This is a genomic window from Streptomyces sp. NPDC002690 (genome assembly GCF_053592415.1).
In genome coordinates, this window is record NZ_JBSFVR010000120.1 from 1 (window position 1) to 20405 (window position 20405).

The 20405-nt window shown below is 68.6% G+C and carries 18 protein-coding genes and 1 pseudogene; 14 read left to right on the plus strand and 5 right to left on the minus strand.

The features are described from left to right. Window positions 1-136: 136 nt before the first annotated feature. A complete protein-coding gene (locus tag ACWD3D_RS17100) occupies window positions 137-499 on the plus strand; it encodes a NucA/NucB deoxyribonuclease domain-containing protein (protein ID WP_451461663.1) in 363 nt (120 codons plus the stop codon). A 128-nt stretch (window positions 500-627) separates the two neighbouring features. Next, window positions 628-1302 carry a DUF6461 domain-containing protein gene (locus ACWD3D_RS17105; protein ID WP_451461673.1) on the plus strand — a complete coding sequence of 225 codons (675 nt, stop codon included), beginning with the start codon at window positions 628-630 and terminating at the stop codon, window positions 1300-1302. A 165-nt stretch (window positions 1303-1467) separates the two neighbouring features. Here the strand turns inward: ACWD3D_RS17105 and ACWD3D_RS17110 are convergent, their stop codons facing one another. The 4 genes from ACWD3D_RS17110 to ACWD3D_RS17125 all read right to left on the minus strand — a co-directional run bounded on the left by ACWD3D_RS17110 (window position 1468) and on the right by ACWD3D_RS17125 (window position 7272). Further along, window positions 1468-1878, minus strand: a complete 411-nt coding sequence (locus tag ACWD3D_RS17110) for a hypothetical protein (protein WP_451461664.1) — start codon at window positions 1876-1878, stop codon at window positions 1468-1470. Beyond that, window positions 1875-4013 carry an integrase gene (locus tag ACWD3D_RS17115; protein WP_451461665.1) on the minus strand — a complete coding sequence of 713 codons (2139 nt, stop codon included), beginning with the start codon at window positions 4011-4013 and terminating at the stop codon, window positions 1875-1877. Before ACWD3D_RS17115 ends, ACWD3D_RS17110 begins: the two co-directional genes overlap by 4 nt. Continuing rightward, entirely contained in the window at window positions 4010-5662 is a 1653-nt protein-coding gene (locus tag ACWD3D_RS17120; RefSeq protein WP_451461666.1) for a hypothetical protein, read from the minus strand. The genes ACWD3D_RS17115 and ACWD3D_RS17120 overlap by 4 nt, the downstream gene beginning before the upstream one ends. Before the next feature lie 77 nt (window positions 5663-5739). Then, complete coding sequence (locus tag ACWD3D_RS17125; RefSeq protein WP_451461667.1) at window positions 5740-7272, minus strand: integrase; 1533 nt, start codon at window positions 7270-7272, stop codon at window positions 5740-5742. 50 nt (window positions 7273-7322) lie between these two features. Here ACWD3D_RS17125 and ACWD3D_RS17130 point away from each other — a divergent pair. From ACWD3D_RS17130 to ACWD3D_RS17145, 4 genes and pseudogenes are all read left to right on the plus strand, one after another. Then, window positions 7323-8783, plus strand: a pseudogene (locus ACWD3D_RS17130) (YifB family Mg chelatase-like AAA ATPase); the annotation flags it as partial. Between the two features lie 167 nt (window positions 8784-8950). After that, window positions 8951-10153 (plus strand): DNA-processing protein DprA, encoded by a 1203-nt coding sequence (gene dprA / locus ACWD3D_RS17135; RefSeq protein ID WP_451461674.1) that lies wholly within the window; start codon window positions 8951-8953, stop codon window positions 10151-10153. Window positions 10154-10403: 250 nt separating this feature from the next. Continuing rightward, window positions 10404-11240: an RNA polymerase sigma factor WhiG gene (whiG, locus tag ACWD3D_RS17140; protein WP_266709661.1), complete on the plus strand. Its 837-nt coding sequence runs from the start codon at window positions 10404-10406 to the stop codon at window positions 11238-11240. A 93-nt stretch (window positions 11241-11333) separates the two neighbouring features. Then, a complete protein-coding gene (locus ACWD3D_RS17145) occupies window positions 11334-11891 on the plus strand; it encodes a TetR/AcrR family transcriptional regulator (RefSeq protein WP_451461675.1) in 558 nt (185 codons plus the stop codon). A gap of 62 nt (window positions 11892-11953) precedes the next feature. Here the strand turns inward: ACWD3D_RS17145 and ACWD3D_RS17150 are convergent, their stop codons facing one another. After that, window positions 11954-12631 (minus strand): M23 family metallopeptidase, encoded by a 678-nt coding sequence (locus tag ACWD3D_RS17150; protein WP_451461668.1) that lies wholly within the window; start codon window positions 12629-12631, stop codon window positions 11954-11956. A gap of 275 nt (window positions 12632-12906) precedes the next feature. Here ACWD3D_RS17150 and rpsB point away from each other — a divergent pair, with 275 nt between their 5' ends. The 8 genes from rpsB to ACWD3D_RS17190 form a co-directional block, all read left to right on the plus strand. Next, entirely contained in the window at window positions 12907-13806 is a 900-nt protein-coding gene (gene rpsB / locus ACWD3D_RS17155) for a 30S ribosomal protein S2 (RefSeq protein ID WP_266709663.1), read from the plus strand. Window positions 13807-13908: 102 nt separating this feature from the next. Further along, window positions 13909-14745, plus strand: coding sequence for a translation elongation factor Ts (gene tsf / locus ACWD3D_RS17160; RefSeq protein ID WP_387368963.1), 837 nt, complete (start codon window positions 13909-13911; stop codon window positions 14743-14745). Between the two features lie 161 nt (window positions 14746-14906). Continuing rightward, window positions 14907-15680, plus strand: a complete 774-nt coding sequence (gene pyrH, locus ACWD3D_RS17165; RefSeq protein ID WP_451461669.1) for a UMP kinase — start codon at window positions 14907-14909, stop codon at window positions 15678-15680. A gap of 120 nt (window positions 15681-15800) precedes the next feature. Beyond that, window positions 15801-16358: a ribosome recycling factor gene (gene frr, locus ACWD3D_RS17170; protein ID WP_275495954.1), complete on the plus strand. Its 558-nt coding sequence runs from the start codon at window positions 15801-15803 to the stop codon at window positions 16356-16358. Continuing rightward, entirely contained in the window at window positions 16358-17443 is a 1086-nt protein-coding gene (locus ACWD3D_RS17175) for a phosphatidate cytidylyltransferase (RefSeq protein WP_451461670.1), read from the plus strand. The genes frr and ACWD3D_RS17175 overlap by 1 nt, the downstream gene beginning before the upstream one ends. Window positions 17444-17606: 163 nt before the next feature. Further along, a complete protein-coding gene (rlmN, locus tag ACWD3D_RS17180; protein ID WP_328719139.1) occupies window positions 17607-18713 on the plus strand; it encodes a 23S rRNA (adenine(2503)-C(2))-methyltransferase RlmN in 1107 nt (368 codons plus the stop codon). A gap of 302 nt (window positions 18714-19015) precedes the next feature. Next, entirely contained in the window at window positions 19016-20110 is a 1095-nt protein-coding gene (locus tag ACWD3D_RS17185; RefSeq protein WP_451461671.1) for a thiamine ABC transporter substrate-binding protein, read from the plus strand. A gap of 86 nt (window positions 20111-20196) precedes the next feature. Next, window positions 20197-20405: hypothetical protein (locus ACWD3D_RS17190; RefSeq protein WP_451461672.1), on the plus strand; the 209-nt coding region annotated here is incomplete at its 3' end.

A 20405-nucleotide genomic window follows, 5' to 3' on the forward strand; every position in this document is an offset into this window, starting at 1 on the left:
CTCCGAACTCCACGACGCCTTCGTCTCCCTCGCCTGCAGCCTCATCTGCTACCGACGCCTCAAGAAGACCCGACCATGATCGTGTTACGAGCTCTATGGCTGGGCGCAAGAGAACTTGCGGGACTGGGCTCCGCTGATGCGGGCCGACGGGCTCAGTGACGCGAACCGCCGCCGCACATGCGAGGCGGGGAGTAGCGACCCCTTCGTGACAAGGAACGACCTTGTCCCGAACGACTCATGTGATGAGTTTCCTTTCGCGGGAACGTTCGAAGGCGGGACCGACGGTGCGCTATGCGCCGACATCATGCCCCTGTTTGAGAACGGGCAGTGGGTGCTCTACGAGGCACGTCAGGACAAGCCCGTCACCTTCACCGAGCCATGCATCCGCGCTCATGTATCCCTCAGCGCCAACTCGTCCGCTGGCGGTGTCTACGGCAGCCTCGTCAAGACTGCACGTATCCTCGACACCGAAAAGTTCTACGTCGATGTCGTTAGCTAAGTGACATAGCGCAATGGATCGGTGGGGCCTAAGTGTGTGCAGGGCCCCACCGATCGCACAGCGAAAGGCTGATCATGAAGCACTCGACATCCGGACCGTGGGCGTGGGTCGACGATCCACGCGTCGGCATGTGGTGCCTGACAATCACTGAGAGCGTGACCCCGGAGGAAGTTCTCACCCGCTACGGAGCTGACGCTCGCAACGCCCGAGAACTCACCGAGCAGCAGGCGGCGAGACTGATCACGTCCAGCTCTGCGGCGGGAACCGTATTGCGTGTCGGCAGTTGCGGAAACTGGTCTTTTGGCTACGAGGCTTATGGCGTCGTAGGTATCGGTACGGGCACTCTTTCCTTGTTGTCCCAAGGAACGCAATCCGTCGCGGTATTGCGAGGAGGGGACGGTATGAACCGTTTTGAGCATTGGCGCGAAGGAGGGCCCACAGAGCAATTCGAACCGGGTTTCCCTTCAACCAAGCCGCCCGAGCCGCACCCATGGTGGTCTGAAGTGCAACGCAGACTCGATGAGGTGAACGGCCCACACTCCGGGCTGGCGCCCGTCATGGAGACCGCCTTTCGCCACGTCCGCGGCGTCATAGACAGGGACACTCTCTACGGGCCACTACTCACCCTCTGGCTCGACGAAAGTTCCATGGCCCCACCAGCATTTCCCCCTAGCCCGTCAGGAGCTCGTCAGCTCGGCCGCGCACTGGGACCTGCTAGGCCCGGTGGCTCCCCGCCGACCGTGGGCCGGGCACTCAACATGCCCATCCGCCGGCCGCAACCGAGTGGCGAGGAAATCGAATAGGCCACGTGGGAGCGGATGACGCCGGAACCACACCTACAACTCATCCGGCACCAACCGCTCGACCACATCCTTCATGTACAGACCAACGAGCACCAACGTCATAAGAAACGGTGTCTTATGTGCTCAGTCGTTCGTTCGAGCCGGGCACTTCCCAGGGCGGACCACTCAGCTGTGGGTTGGGCGGAGCGGGAGGACGTTGTCCGGGGTCGAGGACGGTTCTGTCGGCGCGTCCATCCCCTGGGTGAGCACGGCGCTGGCGAGGGTCAGGTTGGTCACTAGTTGGCGGAGCTCTTTGAGCTCGGCCTCCTTGTTGGTCAGGGTCTTCTTGAGTTTGGAGACGGTTTCCCGGAGTCGTCTCTCGGGCTCTGGGACCTGCTGGGTTTCATTGCGGACGCGTTCGTAGAACTCGTTCTTCAGATCCGTGTGCCGCTTCAGGAGTGCCATGCGGTGGACGCCGGCCTCGGCGGCGAGGGCGACGACGGTCAGGCTCCCGTTGGAGACGGTGGCCTGCCCGGTGAGGAGCCGGTCCATGGCCTCGCGGATGCGGGACCGCTCCTCTTGCTGCTGATCGGTCATGTCAGGGCCTCGGCGGTAGCGTCGTGGGTTGCCGCAATCGTGCGGAGCCGCTCAGCGTTGACCCGCAGGCGATTGCCGACAGGGTCGGGCGCGTAGGCGGCCAACTCGTCTATTTCATCGGCCCGTTTCTGAAGCATTCGAGCGTGGCTATCGGTGCGGACTGCATTGCCGCAGCCAGGCTGGCAGTCATACTGCCTCGGCGCCGTCGCATCGGGATCTGGCTTGCAAAGTGCATTGTCGCGCTTGAACACGCAGATCAGAAACGAGTCGGGGTTGTCGAACAACACGGCACCGTCCCGGGCGAGGAATGCTGCGGCCTTCTGCGCGAACTTGCTGGTGACGATCCGACCCTCGAATCGAGGAGCTTGCGAAGCGGCCGTCACCGCCCGGCGGGCGGCCGGGCCGGAGACTTTCTCACCGGCGGCGAGCCGGTCGCGGAGCCTGGCGGCCGTATCGGCCGCCGCCAAAGCCGTCTCGACGTCCAGAACACCATGGACGCCTCGACGTGTGCGGCTTCCACAGCCGCTGGATGTGCGGGCATCCAACACCGTGCGCATGTGCCCGTACTGAATGGCCAGCGCGATCAGCCCGCCGGGACGACGGGCGATATGCCAGGCCAGCGTGCGCCGGAACCGGGCCAGCCCGATGGAACCAAAGGGGTCCTTGGGGATGGTCTGCTCTAGCAGGCCCTGATCCCCGGCCTCGCGGTTTACCCAGGTCACGAAGTCCTCGACCCGCTTGTTCAACGCGGTTGGCTTCAGAACGCCGGGGTAGCCCCGCTCGAAGATGAAGTCGTGGTGTGCAGAGCTGAAGAGGAACTCGCCCTCGGGGACAATCCGTTCCAGGACGCGAATGGCGTGGACGACCGGCGAGATGGCCACCCAGGGAACCTCTCGCTCTTCGCCGGCGGACACGTGGTTGCCGTCCTCGTCGGTGACGTTCTTGTAGTGCCGACCGTGAATCAGGTGCCGACCGGAGGTCACGTCGGCCTCGGGGGCAGGGTCGGGACAGCAGCCGGAACGCAGAGTCCGTACCTCCTGAGGGCGCATGCCGGTCAGGTAGAGCACAATGATCATGGCTGCCGTGCCCAGGGTCCGCATCAGCTCGGCGGCCTCGCCGAAGTCCATGTTCTCTCGCCAGGGCTTTCCGTTGACCTTCCCGGTGACAGGTATCTCCAGGGGGCACGGCCCTGGGCTCTGCGTGACCAGCACACCCAGGCTGTGCTTCTTGCTGAACCAGTAGGTCTGGCCGGGGGTAGCCCCGGTGACGGCCGCCACGTAGTCGAGGCAGAGGCGCATCCCGCCGGCGTTCGGAACTGCGGGCAGCGGGGCACCTGCCCGGATCATGGGCAGCAAGAAGTTCTCCAGCGAGGCTCGGGTTTCGGGCGAGGAGACGTTGGTGTCAGCCACCTCAACCAGGCGGCATCGCTCGGCCCAGGCCGCCAGGATGTCGTCGGCGAAGTCGTCGACGACTCGTATCGCCCAGACCAGCAGCGGACCCAGCACCTTCGGGTCCAGGGGTTCCTTGGAATTCTCCCCGCCTGTGCCCTCGCCTGCTTGGGGAAGGTAGTCATCGATGCCCTCGATGTCCCACGGAGGCCGGGCGATGCCCGTTGGGCGGGCCCTGAGCTGGTCGAACGCCCACAGATCCGACCACCGGCCAAGCAGGGTCTCGGCAGTGGAGCGACTCATGCCGCTGCCGATGCGGTGGCTCGCGTAGGCCCGCCACTCCGCTTCGGTGCAGTCGGCGAGGTTGGTGATGCCGCGCTTGCTGAGCCACCGAGCCAGCCGCATCCACACCTGGCAATTGGTCTGCAAGTCGATCGGGCCCGAGCGAGACCTTGCCGATGTCCCACGCGTCTCGAGATAGGTGGGCCGGAGTTCTCCGTTGATCATTGTCCAGGCAGTCAGCATCAGCTCATCACGCAGAACCGCCGGGCACTTTCTCCAGTGGATGCTGCGATGGCCGGTGCCGGGATTATCGATCAGCGGGCCCAAGGACCAGATGAGGTCCCCATAACGGGAGTTCGGGAGTGTGTTGCTGGGCCTGATCCACCGTGGCAGCACCACTGGGCTGTCCGGTGTCGGTGCGGGCAGCGTGTACGGATCGCTCTCAACAGCGGAACTGAGGCTCATGGGGTGAGTTCTCCCTTCAACAGGAGATGGACCATCGCGCGGTCGCTCTCTCCGACGCGGGCCAGGGACGCGTTCCAGACAACCGGGGTGACCTTCTCGCGGAGGTCCTCCAGCCGCAGATGATGGTCGTTCCACCGCTCCTGCCAGCCGCGGTCTGGCAGGGCGGATCGCAGGCCCTCCAGCTGCTGGTGAAGATATGCGAGGCGAGGATGGTGGCCTGGATGAACATGAGCGTTGGCGCAGGCCAGGCAGAGAAGGAAGTCCGCCCCGCAGCCGCCCTCCGGAGCGGGCCAGGGGCTGGTCGTCTCGTCCTCGCAGTCCGCCACCACTGTTTCCTGGTGATCCGCGTCCGGCTCGTCGGTGAGGTGCCCGCCGAAGACGATGGACTTGGCCTGTTCCAGGGCTTCCAGAGCGCCATCCTCGAAGGCACCCCGTGACGTGCGCTGGACGCGCTTGTCGGGTATCACATAGACACTCTCATGAGTGCTCTGCGCATGCTGCAGAGGCCGGCCCTCTCGCGCGACGGTGGTCCGACGGACTCGTTGGAACGGAGATCCGCCCAACCCATGGCTGGTTGCCCAGAATCCTGCCTCGTCGTCCGCGACCCCGAAAACAATTGGGCCCACCGGACGGGGTCGGTCCATGTACTGGTGGTCCTGTCCGGGCCGGTGCGTGCGCGCGGCCATCAGCCAGTCGGTGCCCGGTACGAGGCGGGCGGCCAGCGCGCGTCCGTGAGCAGTGGCCTCCAGTGCCTGGGTGATCAGTCTCCCGGAGGAGTCGGCGCCGGAGTCGGTGATGTTCTCCGTGGAGAACCACCGGCCGACGCCCGCGCGACGCTTCTCGATCTGGAGCTGGTAGGTCACCGAGGTCTTCTCGCCAACTGACGGTGTGCTTGTCGGGGTCGGCATACGGTCGTATACGGAGAGGTTCCATCCGAACTTGTCAGTCATCAGCAAGGCCAACGCGGTGAGTTCCCGGCGATCCAGGAACAGCCGTCTCCAGGTATGCTCCGAGGCCCTGCCGCCCAGCAGCCTGGCGTTCGTGACGTTGGTCTGCCCGCTCGGTAGCAGGGTGCGGGGGACGTCAGCGGTCTGGGCAAGATGGTCCAGGACTTTCCCGATCCGCCATTCCCGGCTGCCCTCGGCAAGGGTGCCGGCCCTCCAGGACTCAAGCAGGAGAGTGTTCTCCCGGATCCGTAGCAAAGCGGTGCGGAACTGCCGCTGGGCAGCGAGCACCACCTGCTCCCGCTCGTCCTCCTCGTAGGACTGCTTGCTCGGCGTCACCTTGGGGATGCGCCGGGCAAGCTCCTCAGCCGCCGGCCCGGTTGCCAGCCGCGGGTCCTGCTTCAGCAGCACCCTCACCATATTCAGCGTGCCCTTGCCGGAGTTGGAGCCGATATGCCGGGTGCGCCAGCGCTTGAGCATGGCCGCGGTCAGTTCATCAAGGTCCGCTGGCGGGTCCTCCAACTCGGCGATGAACGTGGCGAACATCTTAGCCTTGCGCCAGTATCCGACTGCGGATCTGTGACTCTTCCAGCTGCTGGACTTGGCGGCGAAGCAGGTGGCCAGGGATCGCTGTATCGGCTCCGTTCCCGGTATCCCAGCGAAATCGAACTCTCGCTTGTATCCGGCCTTGTTGACCACCGTCACCACGAGACCGTCCGGGGCCAGCGGCGGATCCGTACGGTGGTCAGCAGGCGGCAGGACGGCCTTGTGCCCCCGGCCGCTCACGAAGCACGCTCCACGATGGTGTCGATGTCCTGGATGCCGACGGTCTCCCGGGCCAGCCGGGCGAAGACCCCGTCCATGTCCTCAACATCCGTCTCGTGACTGCTGTCCGTGTCGGCAGTGGCCAGGATCGACTCCAGCTGCAGGTGACTGACGGGCGCGAGGTAGTGGCGCTTCGTCGTCTCCACGTCCACATGGCCCAGCAAGGTCTTCACCAGCCACCACGGGTCGCCGAACAGCAATGCGAAGTCTCGGCGATCCTGCTTGGTGAGCCCGTAGCGCGACTCGAACAGCTCGTTCAGCAAGATCAGCATGTAGAGCGCGAATGAGTGCCTCGCGGAATGCGGAGTAGCGTACGGAGTCTTGCCACGAACCTCCGCCAGCCGGAAGTCCCGTCCGACCTTCCGCTCCTGCTGCGTGAGCAGGACCTCTTCGCAGCGCAGGTTCGCGTTCCTGAACACGCCGTTCCAGCGGTCGGGGGCTATCGGCAGACCCTGCTCGGTCAGCCAGAGCCATGCCGGTTCCGGCCCGTCTGGCCCCTCGATGAACAGCCACTGCCGTTCACGCCAGTCCAGCCGACTCAGCTCCTTACCGCCGACAACACCGTCCACGTCCACCCACTCGACCTTCGGCTTCAAATCCCGCGTCACCCTCGTGACCAGCCGCATCATCGGCAGACGCTCGTAGCGGCCCTTCATTTGCGCGCGCTGGATGGCCCACGCCCGCTCGGAGGCGATGTATGCCTCGACCTGGCCGACGGCATCCACTGATGTGTAGTAGGTCCGGCTCCTCTTCGCCCTCGTCAACGCGCCCGCGATCAGACCGTGCATGTAGCGGCCGTATCGCAGCCGCTGAGTCGGGACCTCGAAGAGGAGCAGGGCCCCACCCTCCTGCCGGCGCAGACCCGAACTCAGCAACAGCTGCACGAAGCTGGTGTTGCGCAGCTCCGTCCGTGACTCCCACTCGGGCGCCGCCAACCCGGCCCGGGTGTGCCCGCGAAGGCCGACGCCTTCCCACAATCCCCAAGTCCGCGGTGTCAGCCACGACACCCGTGCGCCGACCGAGTCCGCGGCCCGGTCCTCCTTCAGCGAGATGTCCACAGGCAGGGGGGAGACCTTCCCCCACTTGAAAAGCTTCGTGTAAGCGGCCGCCTCCCGGTCCCACTTCGTCCCGCTGATCCGCTGCGGGTTCTGCGGCGCATCGCACCGCCAGTTCCGGTAGTCGCGCAGGTCCTGTCTCGTCGCTTCGCGCCACGGGACCCCGCGCGATGACAAGAAGGACAGAAGATGCCGGGTATCCGTCGCGTAATTCCTTTTCGACTCCCTTTCCAGCGCCTGGAATTCAGTGGATAGAACGTAATCCAACAAATCCCGGTCCACGACGCAATTCGGCGTCAGAAACACCGGATCTCCCGGCTGTAGCCCGATCCGGGCCACCGCCGCCGGCAGGTCCTGCACCCCCAGAACACCCTCCGTCGGCAGCGTCCCCCACTTCTCGTGATCCGGTACCCACTCCACATGCCACTCGCTCATCTTCGGCCTCCGCTGACGCTTGAACACATCCAACCATCAGGGAAACGGCCAACTCCGGTGCCCAGTGGCCGCAGAAGAAACTCACCGTCGGCCTCTCCCCGGCCTCCGTACCGAAATCGGGTTCGGGTTTCGATCTCGCTGTCGCCTGTGCCGTGCTCGGGGCCGCCGAGCGGATCGATCCGGCCGGCATCGCCGACGTCGTCATGATCGGGGAGCTGGGCCTGGACGGACAGGTGCGCCCGGTGCGCGGCGTGCTGCCCGCGGTCCTCGCCGCCGCCGAGGCCGGATACCACCACGTCGTGGTCCCCGAGCAGACCGCCGGCGAGGCGGCGCTGGTGCCGGGCGTCTCCGTCCTCGGCGTACGGAGCCTTCGCCAGCTGATCGCGATCCTGAGCGACGAACCGGTGCCGGACGAGCCGGCCGGGCTGCAGAGCAGGCCCGACACCCTGCTCGCCGGGCTGATGGTGCCAGGTTCCGGATTCGGCGCGGGGCTCGCCCCGGCGGGCGGCCCTGGCGGGACGTACACCAAGGACCTGAGCGACGTGGCGGGGCAGAGCAGGCCGCGCAAGGCGCTGGAGATCGCCGCGGCGGGAGGGCACCATCTGCTGCTGTCCGGGCCCCCGGGCGCGGGAAAGACGATGCTGGCCGAGCGGCTGCCGGGCATCCTGCCGGCGCTGACGCGGCGGGAAGCCCTGGAGGTGACCGCCGTGCACTCGGTCGCGGGAATCCTCCCGCCGGGCGAGCCGCTGGTGAGTACGGCGCCGTACTGCGCCCCGCACCACTCGGCCACCATGCAGTCGCTCATCGGCGGAGGCAACGGGCTGCCGAGACCCGGGGCGGTCTCCCTGGCTCATCGAGGAATTCTCTTTCTGGACGAGGCTCCCGAGTTCTCGGTCAGAGCCCTGGACGCCCTGCGCCAGCCCCTGGAGTCCGGTCACGTGGTGGTCGCCCGGGCGGCGGGGGTGGTCAGGCTGCCGGCGCGCTTCCTGATGGCGCTGGCGGCGAATCCGTGCCCCTGCGGCCGGCACAGCCTGGGCGGCGCCGGCTGCGAGTGCCCGCCCTCGGTGATCCGCCGCTACCAGGCCCGGTTGTCCGGGCCCCTGCTGGACCGGGTGGACCTGCGGGTCGAGGTGGAGCCGGTCACCCGTGCGGACCTGGTGGAAGGAGGCGGCCGGGGCGAGCCGACCGCCGTCGTGGCCGACCGGGTGCTCGAAGCCCGCGCCCGCGCGGCCGGGCGGCTGGCCGGCACGCCCTGGACCACCAACAGCGAGGTGCCGGGCCACGAGCTGCGTACCCGGCTGCTCGCGGCCCCCGGAGCACTGACCGCCGCCGAACGGGACATGGAGCGGGGAGCCCTGACGGCGCGAGGTCTCGACCGGGTGCTTCGGGTGGCCTGGACCGTCGCGGACCTGCGCGGCGCGGACCGCCCGGACGCCTCGGACGTGACCGTCGCCCTGGAGTTGCGTACCGGCGTCCTGCGCGGGGTGCCCATGAACGCGAGGGCCTCGTGACCGGGGCACGGGGGGAGCCCCGGCCGCCGGAGTTCTTGCCGCCCGAGTCTCTGCCGTCGGAGTCGCTGCCGCCCGAGTCTCTGCCGACGGAGTCGCTGCCGTCGGGGTCTCTGCCGTCGGGGTCGCTGCCGGAGGAGTCCCCGCTGCCGGAGTCCCTGCCGGAGTCCCTGCCGGATGACCGTGAGGCGCCGGGGGACGGGGCCGCGGCTCCGGGGCGGCCCGATGCCGAGCGGCTGGCGCGGGCCGCGCTCACCAGGATCGTCGAGCCGGGCGACGAGCGGGCGGGCCGGTGGCTGCGGACGCACGGGCCCGCCGAGGTGCTGAGGCGCCTGACCGCGTACGACGGGTCTCCCCAGACGTTGCCCGGCATGACGCCGGCCCGGCTCGCCGGTTACCGGATGCGGGCCGCCGTGGCCGACCCCGAAGGCGACCTGGAGGCCGTGGCCGGGGCCGGCGGGCGGTTCGTCGTCCCGGGCGACCCGGAGTGGCCCGGTCAGCTGGACGACCTCGGTGACGCCCGCCCGGTGGGGCTGTGGATCAGGGGCGCCGCGGACCTGAGGCTCTGGGCCCTGCGCTCGGTGGCGGTGGTCGGCGCGCGGGCCTGTACCCCGTACGGCGCCCACATGGCCGCGACGCTGGGCGCCGGGCTGGCCGAGCGGGGCTGGGTGGTGGTCTCCGGCGCCGCCTTCGGCGTGGACGGTGCGGCGCACCGGGGTGCGCTGGCCGCCGGCGGCGCGACGGTCGCGGTCCTGGCGTGCGGCGTGGACGTCCCCTACCCGCGCGGCCACGCGGAGCTGATCGGCCGGATCGCGCAGGAGGGCCTGCTGGTGGGGGAGCTGCCGCCGGGCACCCATCCGACGCGCAGCAGGTTCGTCCTCCGCAACAGGGTGATCGCCGCGCTGACCAGGGGCACGGTCGTCGTGGAGGCCGAATACCGCAGCGGGTCCCTGGTGACCGCCCGGGGCGCCCAGCGGCTCGGCCGCTTCACCATGGGCGTGCCAGGGCCGGCGACCAGCTCGCTGTCGGCAGGCGTCCACGAACTGCTGCGCGGCGAAGGGGTACTGGTCACCGACGCGGCCGAAGTGGCCGAACTGGTCGGAGAGATCGGCGACCTGGCCCCGGTCCGGCGAGGGCCCGTGCTCCCCAGGGACCTGCTCGGCCCGGTGGCCGCCGCGGTCCTGGACGCGCTGCCCCGCGCGGGGACCGCGGAGGTACGCGATGTCGCCCGTTCCGCGGGCACTTCGGCAGACGAGGCGCTCGCGCGGCTGTACGAACTGCACTCACTCGGGTTCGTCGAGCGGGAGGGCGACACCTGGCGTCCGGTGTCCGGGCCGAGACCCAACGACGACACCCGGCGAGGCGGTACTTGACCTGGGGCATTCGGGTGAAAAGGTAAGCGGGGTGAACTCGGTGGTTGGTGCGGCGCCACTCCCGGGGCCGATGCGAACGGTGTCGGCCCCGCTCGTCCGGTACGCCCGGCGACGGGAGCGCGCGCGGCACCAGCGCGCTCCACCCGCCTCCTCCGGACGCGCAACGCGACGCCGCAGTCACGCTACGCTCACAGGTCTCCGCTCCCCACAAGTCCCCAGTACTTCACGGCAGAACGGCTCAAGGCACCACATGCCCCAGCACACCTCCGGGTCTGACCGCGCGGCAGTACCACCCGCTGCGCGTGGCACTGTGCGGCCCTCCGCCCCCTCCTCCCTCGAAGAGCTGTGGCGCAGTTACAAGTCCACGGGAGACGAACGGCTGCGGGAGCAGCTGATCCTCCACTACTCACCGCTCGTCAAGTACGTCGCGGGCCGGGTCAGCGTGGGGCTCCCGTCCAATGTCGAGCAGGCGGACTTCGTGTCTTCGGGCGTCTTCGGACTGATCGACGCCATCGAGAAGTTCGACATCGAGCGGGCCATCAAGTTCGAGACGTACGCGATCACCCGCATCCGGGGGGCGATGATCGACGAACTCCGGGCGCTGGACTGGATTCCGCGCTCCGTACGTCAGAAGGCGCGGAACGTCGAGCGCGCTTACGCCACGCTCGAAGCGCAGTTGCGGCGCACCCCGTCGGAGTCCGAGGTCGCCGCCGAGATGGGTATCGCCCTGGAGGAACTGCACGCGGTTTTCAGCCAGTTGTCGCTGGCGAACGTGGTGGCCCTGGAAGAACTGCTGCACGTCGGCGGCGAAGGCGGCAACCGGCTCAGCCTGATGGACACGCTGGAGGACACCGCCGCCGACGACCCGGTGGAGGTCGCCGAAGGCCGTGAGCTCAGACGGCTGCTCGCCCGCGCCATCAACACCCTCCCGGACCGGGAGAAGACCGTGGTCACCCTCTACTACTACGAGGGGCTGACGCTCGCCGAGATCGGCAACGTCCTCGGGGTCACCGAGAGCCGGGTGAGCCAGATCCACACCAAGTCGGTCCTCCAGCTGCGCGCGAAACTGGCCGACGCGGGCCGCTGAGCGGTCCTTCTCCACCGGACGCGGAGGTCGGGCACCTCGCGTGCGGCCCCTCCGCCGTACAGTGGAGCCGTGCCCAGGATTCGAGCGGCCTCGGTGGCCGAGCACCGGACCATGCAGCGCGGCGCCCTCCTGGACGCCGCGCGCTCCCTGCTTTCCGAGGGCGGGACGGAGGCGTTGACCTTCCCCGCGCTCGCGGAACGTACGGGTCTGGCCAGGTCGTCGGTGTACGAGTACTTCCGCTCCCGCGCCGCCGTCGTCGAGGAACTCTGCGCCGTGGACTTCCCCGTGTGGGCGGCCGAGGTCGAGAACGCCATGGCTCTGGCCGGGACGCCCGAGGAGAAGATCGAGGCGTACGTCCGCAAGCAGCTCGAACTGGTGGGAGACCGGCGTCACCGTGCCGTGGTCGCCATCTCCGCCAGCGAACTCGACGCCGGGGCGCGCGAGAAGATCAGGGCCGCGCACGGCGGACTGATCACCATGATCGTCGAGGCCCTGGGCGATCTCGGGCACACCCAGCCGAGGCTCGCGGCCATGCTGCTCCAAGGCTCCGTCGACGCGGCGGTGCGCCGGATCGAGCTGGTCGTGGCCGAGGAGCCGGGCGTGATCGCCGAGACCGCCGTCGCCATGATCCTGCGCGGCGTACGGGGCTGATCCCGCCCGGTGCCCGCCGCCGGGTGGCGGCGGCGACCGCCGGACCGTCGAGGCCCGGCTCTTTACGGCGCCTCCTGGGGCAGCGGGACGCCCGACACCGGCAGCAGCCGTGACGGGCCCCGCGTCAGCAGCGCGGGCGGCAGCAGCGAGAGCGGGTCGACGTAGGCGTCGCCGCGCCGCACGCCCCAGTGGAGGCAACCCGTCGGGCAGTGCGAAGGACCCGGCTCCGTCACCGCGACCGGGGCGCCCGCTCCGACCTCGTCGCCCACGCGTACCAGGGAGCGAACCGGTTCGTACGTGGTGCGCAGTGGCGGGTCGCCGCTCTCCGCCAGCTCCACCGTGAGGACTCCGCGCCCGGCGACGCGGCCCGCGAACACCACGCGACCGGCTCCCACCGCACGGATCCGGGTGCCGGTGGGCGCGGCGAGGTCGACGCCCCGGTGGCCGGGTGCGTAAGGCCCGGCGGGCGGCTCCCACCCCCGTACGACCACCGGCCGGCCCGACAGCGGCCAGTTCCGGGAGTTGTGACCGCCACCCGCCCGGTCCGCCGCCTCGAAGGCCCCGGACCGGGACGAGACCCCATCCGGGGGCACGGGCGCCGAAGCGCCGGCCGGAGCCGGGAGGCAGATCACCAGGAGCGCGAGTACGGGGAGCAGTACCGGGCCGGGCCGGGCCACCGCCCGCACTCGTGGGCGTGTCCGTACCCGTGACGGGTATGTGGTCGCGTGGGTCCGCTGCATGCCGGAACCCTCCCCCCGAAGGCCGTCGGCCGGGGGATCTTGGGCCCTGCCTGTGGAGTACTCGCCGGTTGTGGACAACGCCGTCACCCGGCACTCGAAGGGTCCCGTACACTTCTTGTGGCGACCCGGGTGACCGGGTCGACTTCGCACGCCCCGCCACCTCCCTCTCAGCGGACGGTGGCCGCGCCTCTCGGTCCTTCGTGGCACGGCGCGTGGGGCGTCAGGCGCGAGCGCAATCCTGCGGTCGCGGAACCGAGTACCTCAAGGAGATGGCCATGGCCGTCGTCACGATGCGGGAGCTGCTGGAGAGCGGCGTCCACTTCGGTCACCAGACCCGTCGCTGGAACCCGAAGATGAAGCGCTTCATCTTCACTGAGCGCAACGGCATCTACATCATCGACCTGCTCCAGTCGCTGTCGTACATCGACCGCGCCTACGAGTTCGTCAAGGAGACCGTCGCGCACGGCGGCTCCATCATGTTCGTGGGTACGAAGAAGCAGGCCCAGGAGGCCATCGCCGAGCAGGCGACGCGCGTCGGCATGCCGTACGTCAACCAGCGTTGGCTCGGTGGCATGCTCACCAACTTCTCCACCGTCTACAAGCGCCTTCAGCGTCTGAAGGAGCTCGAGCTCATCGACTTCGAGGACGTGGCCGCCTCCGGCCTCACCAAGAAGGAGCTCCTGGTCCTCTCCCGCGAGAAGGCCAAGCTGGAGAAGACCCTCGGTGGTATCCGCGAGATGCAGAAGGTGCCCAGCGCCGTCTGGATCGTCGACACCAAGAAGGAGCACATCGCCGTCGGTGAGGCGCGCAAGCTCCACATCCCGGTCGTCGCGATCCTCGACACCAACTGCGACCCCGACGAGGTCGACTACAAGATTCCGGGCAACGACGACGCGATCCGCTCCGTCACCCTGCTCACCCGCGTGATCGCCGACGCCGTCGCCGAGGGCCTCATCGCCCGTTCCGGTGCCGCCACCGGTGACTCGAAGCCGGGCGAGAAGGCCGCCGGCGAGCCCCTCGCCGAGTGGGAGCGCGACCTGCTCGAGGGCGACAAGAAGGACGACGCCGAGGTCCAGGCCTCCGCCGAGACCGAGAAGGCCGCCGACGCCGAGCCGGCCGAGGCCGCCGCCGAGACCGCCGAGGTCGAGGCCGCCGCCGAGACCGAGCAGGCCTGACACCTCCGTCACGGCTGACTGACGGCGGGGGCCGGTGCCAAGCGCACCGCCCCCGCCGTTGACCCGTAGATCTTTCAGACTTCGAGAGAGAAACCCAGACTCATGGCGAACTACACCGCCGCTGACGTCAAGAAGCTCCGCGAGCTCACCGGCGCCGGCATGATGGACTGCAAGAAGGCGCTCGACGAGGCCGACGGCAGTGTCGACAAGGCCGTCGAGGCGCTCCGTATCAAGGGTCAGAAGGGCGTCGCCAAGCGCGAGGGCCGTTCTGCCGAGAACGGCGCGGTCGTCTCGCTCATCTCCGACGACAAGACGTCCGGCGTTCTGCTCGAGCTGAAGTGCGAGACCGACTTCGTCGCCAAGAGCGAGAAGTTCCAGGCCGTCGCCAACACGCTCGCCGCGCACGTCGCCGCGACCTCCCCGGCCGACCTGGCCGCGCTGCTCGCCTCCGAGATCGAGGCCGGCAAGACCGTTCAGGCGTTCGTGGACGAGGCCAACGCCAACCTCGGCGAGAAGATCGTCCTGGACCGCTTCGCGCAGTTCACCGGCGGATACGTGGCCGCGTACATGCACCGCACCATGCCCGACCTCCCGCCGCAGGTCGGCGTGCTCGTCGAGCTGGACAAGCCGAACGCCGAGGTCGCCAAGGACGTCGCGCAGCACATCGCCGCCTTCGCCCCGAAGTACCTCAGCCGCGACGAGGTCCCGGCCGAGACGGTCGAGAACGAGCGTCGTGTCGCCGAGGCCACCTCGCGCGAGGAGGGCAAGCCCGAGGCCGCCCTCCCGAAGATCGTCGAGGGTCGCGTCAACGGCTTCTTCAAGGATGTCGTCGTCGTGGAGCAGTCCTTCGCCAAGGACGCCAAGAAGTCGGTTCAGAAGGTTCTCGACGAGGCCGGTGTCTCCCTGAAGCGCTTCACGCGCATCAAGGTCGGCATCTGAGTCCCGTCCGCGAATGACGGTGGACCCGGGATAGGGTCTGATGCAGTCGTCGGCCGCACACCTGCCGAGCGACCGCAGATCTGACGAGGAGGCCATTGCCGCTGAGGGACACCAGACCCACCGGCAATGGCCTTCTTCGTATGTGCACGAGGAGAATTTCCATGGACAAGGGCGCGGACGCCAAACAGGTTGACCACAAGCGCGACGAGAAGGTGCCCGGACGCTTCATGCTGAAGCTGTCCGGTGAAGCGTTCGCCGGTGGCGGCGGACTCGGGGTCGATCCCGACGTCGTGCACGCCATCGCCCGCGAGATCGCCGCAGTGGTGCGCGACGGTGCGGAGATCGCCGTCGTCATCGGCGGCGGCAACTTCTTCCGCGGCGCCGAGCTCCAGCAGCGCGGCATGGACCGGGCCCGGTCCGACTACATGGGCATGCTCGGCACCGTGATGAACTGCCTGGCACTCCAGGACTTCCTGGAGAAGGAGGGCATCGACTCGCGCGTCCAGACCGCCATCACCATGGGCCAGGTCGCCGAGCCGTACATTCCCCTCCGTGCCGTGCGGCACCTGGAGAAGGGGCGCGTCGTGATCTTCGGCGCCGGCATGGGCATGCCGTACTTCTCCACCGACACCACCGCCGCCCAGCGGGCCCTGGAGATCGACGCCGAGGCGCTCCTGATGGGCAAGAACGGGGTCGACGGGGTTTACGACTCCGACCCGAAGACGAACCCCGGCGCGGTGAAGTTCGACGCGCTGGAGTACAGCGAGGTGCTCGCCCGCGATCTGAAGGTCGCTGACGCCACCGCGATCACGCTCTGCCGCGACAACCAGCTCCCGATCCTGGTCTTCGAACTGACCACCGCGGGCAATATCGCCCGTGCCGTCAACGGTGAGAAGATCGGCACCCTCGTGAGTGACGAGAGTACCCGGGCCTGACGGCCCACGGATGGACAACGGCCTGCCGGTCGGACACCGTGCAGGTGAGGACGCGACGCAGGACCCGCAGGGCCCGGCGATGACGATGCCGGGCCCACTCAAGACACGCAGGAGCACGTGGTGATCGAAGAAATCCTCCTCGAGGCCGAGGAGAAGATGGAGAAGGCCGTTGTCGTGGCGAAAGAGGACTTCGCCGCGATCCGGACCGGCCGCGCGCACCCGGCGATGTTCAACAAGATCGTCGCCGACTACTACGGCGCGCTGACCCCGATCAACCAGCTGGCCTCGTTCTCGGTTCCCGAGCCGCGCATGGCCGTGGTGACGCCGTTCGACAAGACCGCGCTGCGCAACGTCGAGCAGGCGATCCGCGACTCCGACCTGGGCGTCAACCCCAGCAACGACGGCAATATCATCCGCGTGGTCTTCCCCGAGCTCACTCAGGACCGCCGCAAGGAGTACATCAAGGTCGCCAAGACCAAGGCCGAGGACTCCAAGATCTCGATCCGCTCCATCCGCCGCAAGGCGAAGGAGGCGCTCGACAAGCTCGTCAAGGACAAGGAGTCCGGCGAGGACGAGGTGCGCCGCGCGGAGAAGGAGCTCGACGACACCACCGCGAAGTACGTCACGCAGGTGGACGAGCTGCTGAAGCACAAGGAAGCCGAGCTGCTCGAAGTCTGATGAACGACTCTTCCCTGGGCGCCCCGCAGGGTGCCGGCTACTGGGGCACGTCCGAGATCGCGGCCGCTCCGGCGGGTCCTGCCCACGATGCGCACGGCGCCCAGCAGACTCGGCCCATGCCCATCGTGCCGGACACTCCCGACGCAGGTAGAGACGACGCAGACGACCACGACGGCCGGAACGGGGACGCCACTCACATCAGTGGCCCCCTGTTCCGCGACGAGGTGCCGCAGGCGCCCTCGCCCGCCCCGCCCCCCGCTCCGCAGAAGAAGCGGGCGGGGCGTGACCTGCGGGCCGCCATAGGGGTCGGCGTGGGCCTCGGCGCCGTCGTCGTCGCCTCGTTGTTCGTCGTCAAGGCCGTCTTCGTCGGTGTCGTCGCCGTCGCCGTCGTCGTCGGCCTGTGGGAACTCACCTCCCGGCTGGACGAGCGGAAGTCGATCAAGGCTCCGCTCGTCCCGCTCGCGGTGGGCGGTGCGGCCATGGTCGTGGCCGGCTACGTGTGGGGCGCCGACGGCGCCTGGATCGCGATGGCGCTCACCTCGTTGGCCGTGCTCGTCTGGCGGATGACCGCGAAGCCGGAGGGGTACCTGCGGGACGTCACCGCGGGTGTCTTCGCCGCGTTCTACGTCCCGTTCCTGGCGACGTTCGTCGCGCTGATGCTGGCCGCGGACGACGGCCCCTGGCGGGTGCTCACGTTCCTGCTGCTGACGGTGATCAGCGACACCGGCGCGTACGCGGTCGGCTGGCGCTTCGGCAAGCACAAGCTCGCCCCGCGCATCAGCCCCGGAAAGACCCGCGAAGGGCTGTTCGGGGCCATCGCCTTCGCGATGGTGGGCGGCGCGCTGTGCGTGCAGTTCCTGATCGACGACGGCTCGTGGTGGCAGGGGCTCCTGCTGGGGCTCGCGGTCGCCGCCAGCGCCACCCTCGGCGACCTCGGCGAATCCATGATCAAGCGGGATCTCGGCATCAAGGACATGGGCACGCTGCTGCCCGGTCACGGCGGGATCATGGACCGGCTGGACTCGCTCCTGCCGACCGCTCCGGTCGTCTGGCTGCTGCTGGTGCTGTTCGTCGGCAGCGGCTGAGGCGATACGTTCCGGCTGAGGTGGGCCGAGGGTGCTCCGAAGCCGGTACCGTCGGCCGGAACGTTCTCGCGCACCCCGTTCCACCTGCGCCTTTGTGCGCCGAGGGCCCGCTGTCCACAGGACGGCGGGCCCTTCCCGTCGCGTCTGCGACACTGGAAGAACCATGCCTAAGCCCGGAGAACTCACCTTTGTCGCGCCCCGCGGAGCCAAGAGGCCCCCGCGGCACCTCGCCGACCTCACGCCCGCCGAGCGCAAGGAGGCAGTCGCCGCGACCGGCGAGAAGCCGTTCCGTGCGCAGCAGCTCTCGCAGCACTACTTCGCGCGTTACGCGCACGACCCGGCCCAGTGGAACAACATCCCGGCCGGATCCCGGGAGAAGCTCGCCGAAGCGCTGTTCCCGGACCTCATGTCCGTGGTCCGGCACATCAGCTGCGACGACGACACCACCCGCAAGACGCTCTGGAAGCTGCACGACGGGACGCTCGTCGAGTCCGTCCTCATGCGCTACCCGGAGCGCGTGACGATGTGCATCTCCTCGCAGGCCGGCTGCGGGATGAACTGCCCGTTCTGCGCCACCGGACAGGCCGGGCTGGACCGGAACCTCTCCACCGCCGAGATCGTCCACCAGATCGTGGACGGCATGCGGGCGCTGCGCGACGGCGAGGTGCCGGGCGGGCCCGCGCGCCTCTCCAACATCGTCTTCATGGGGATGGGCGAGCCGCTCGCCAACTACAACCGCGTCGTCGGCGCCATCCGCCGTCTGACCGACCCCGAGCCGGACGGTCTGGGCCTCTCGCAGCGCGGCATCACCGTCTCCACCGTGGGCCTGGTGCCCGCCATGCTCCGCTTCGCGGACGAGGGCTTCAAGTGCCGTCTCGCCGTCTCGCTGCACGCCCCGGACGACGAGCTCCGTGACACCCTCGTGCCGGTGAACACCCGCTGGAACGTCCGCGAGGTGCTCGACGCCGCGTGGGAGTACGCCGAGAAGTCCGGTCGCCGGATCTCGATCGAGTACGCCCTGATCCGCGACATCAACGACCAGGCCTGGCGGGGCGACCGGCTCGGCCGGCTGCTCAAGGGCAAGCGGGTGCACGTCAACCTGATCCCGCTCAACCCGACGCCCGGCTCGAAGTGGACGGCCTCCCGCCCCGAGGACGAGAAGGCGTTCGTGGACGCCATCGCGGCCCACGGTGTACCCGTCACGGTGCGTGACACCCGTGGGCAGGAGATCGACGGCGCCTGCGGGCAGCTGGCGGCCTCCGAGCGCTGATTCCATGACGCGGGGCGTTGTCCCCGGTCGGGCCGCTGTCGTCGGCCTGACCGGGGAAAGCCCCCGCACAGGCTCCGTGTAGCCTTGCCCCGCATTCAACTTCATATTCCGACAGGGGAGCGCCACAGCGCTGAGAGTGCGGCACCGGTGAAACGGATGGCCGCAGACCCTCTGAACCTCGCCCGGGTCATTCCGGGTAGGAAGTTCGGACCTTACTCAAGCTGTTGCGCCCTGCCCGCTTCCGGTTTCCGCCGGAGCGTGCGGGGCCGCGTCTCTTCCTGGTCACCTCCAGGAGGAATCACATGCACACCACGACGAAGTACGCGGCGACCGCGCTCGCCGCCGCACTCGGCGTCACCGCGCTCGCCGGCTGCGGGAGCTCCGACGACGACACGTCCGGCTCCGGCGTCTCGAAGGGCTCCAAGACCGTCACCCTGGTCAGCCACGACTCCTTCAACGCGTCGCCCGACGTGCTCAAGGAGTTCACCAAGGAGACCGGGTACACGGTCAAGGTCCTCAAGAGCGGCGACGCCGGTGCGGCCCTCAACCAGGAGATCCTCACCAAGGGCTCCCCGCGTGGCGACGTCTTCTTCGGCGTCGACAACACGCTGCTCTCCCGCGCCCTCGACCAGGGCATCTTCACCCCGTACGAGGCGAAGGGTCTGGACGCCGTCGCCGCCGACACCCAGCTCGACGCCGAGCACCGGGTCACCCCGGTCGACACCGGCGACATCTGCGTCAACTACGACAAGAAGTACTTCGCCGACAAGAAGCTGGACCCGCCGCAGTCCTTCGCGGACCTGCTGAAGCCCGCGTACAAGAACCTCCTGGTCACCGAGAACGCCGCCACCTCCTCGCCCGGCCTCGGCTTCCTCCTCGGCACCGTCGCCGACTCCGGCGAGGACGGCTACCAGGACTACTGGAAGAAGCTGAAGGCCAACGGCGTCAAGGTCGTCGACGGCTGGGAGCAGGCCTACAACGAGGAGTTCTCGGGCTCCGCCGGCGGCAAGAAGGCGAACGCCGACCGCCCGCTCGTCGTCAGCTACGCCTCCAGCCCGCCGGTCGAGGTGTACTACGCCGACCCGCAGCCGACCGAGGCTCCCACCGGCGTCGCGACCGCGACCTGCTTCCGCCAGATCGAGTTCGCCGGTCTGCTGGACGGGGCGAAGAACCAGGCGGGCGGCAAGGCGCTGCTGGACTTCCTGATCAGCAAGACCTTCCAAGAGGACATGCCGCTCCAGATGTTCGTCGACCCGGTCGTCAAGGACGTGAAGCTGCCGGAGGTCTATACCAAGTTCGGTGCCACCGTGGACAAGCCGTTCACCGTGGACCCGGCGAAGATCGCCGCCAACCGTGAGCAGTGGGTCCAGGCGTGGTCCTCGATCGTCGTGAAGTGACCAAGAGTCATGTGCCGTAGAACCATGTGCCGTAGAACCGTGTGCCGTAGAAGCATGTGCCGTCGAACCGAGTGACGAAGAGCCAAGTGCCGAAGACCGCAGCCCCCGCCGCGCGCCGCCGGCAGCCCGGCCAGAAACCCGAGCCGGCACTCATCACCGAACTCGCCCAACGCCACGGCGTCACCATGCTCCAACTCTCGGCAAGCCTCTTCAACTACCTCACCGAAGAACACCCCGAAGCCTTCACCACCGTCACCACCGCCTACACCGGCGGCGAAACCGCCTCCCCCACCCA

Coding starts and splice junctions, on each gene's coding strand:
- rpsB (WP_266709663.1), top strand. CDS start 12,907: ATGGCCGTCGTCACGATGCGGGAGCTGCTGGAGAGCGGCGTCCACTTC.
- ACWD3D_RS17100 (WP_451461663.1), top strand. CDS start 137: ATGCGGGCCGACGGGCTCAGTGACGCGAACCGCCGCCGCACATGCGAG.
- ACWD3D_RS17185 (WP_451461671.1), top strand. CDS start 19,016: ATGCACACCACGACGAAGTACGCGGCGACCGCGCTCGCCGCCGCACTC.
- ACWD3D_RS17150 (WP_451461668.1), bottom strand. CDS start 12,631: ATGCAGCGGACCCACGCGACCACATACCCGTCACGGGTACGGACACGC.
- rlmN (WP_328719139.1), top strand. CDS start 17,607: ATGCCTAAGCCCGGAGAACTCACCTTTGTCGCGCCCCGCGGAGCCAAG.
- ACWD3D_RS17115 (WP_451461665.1), bottom strand. CDS start 4,013: ATGAGCCTCAGTTCCGCTGTTGAGAGCGATCCGTACACGCTGCCCGCA.
- ACWD3D_RS17110 (WP_451461664.1), bottom strand. CDS start 1,878: ATGACCGATCAGCAGCAAGAGGAGCGGTCCCGCATCCGCGAGGCCATG.
- tsf (WP_387368963.1), top strand. CDS start 13,909: ATGGCGAACTACACCGCCGCTGACGTCAAGAAGCTCCGCGAGCTCACC.
- ACWD3D_RS17175 (WP_451461670.1), top strand. CDS start 16,358: ATGAACGACTCTTCCCTGGGCGCCCCGCAGGGTGCCGGCTACTGGGGC.
- ACWD3D_RS17125 (WP_451461667.1), bottom strand. CDS start 7,272: ATGAGCGAGTGGCATGTGGAGTGGGTACCGGATCACGAGAAGTGGGGG.
- ACWD3D_RS17105 (WP_451461673.1), top strand. CDS start 628: ATGTGGTGCCTGACAATCACTGAGAGCGTGACCCCGGAGGAAGTTCTC.
- pyrH (WP_451461669.1), top strand. CDS start 14,907: ATGGACAAGGGCGCGGACGCCAAACAGGTTGACCACAAGCGCGACGAG.
- whiG (WP_266709661.1), top strand. CDS start 10,404: ATGCCCCAGCACACCTCCGGGTCTGACCGCGCGGCAGTACCACCCGCT.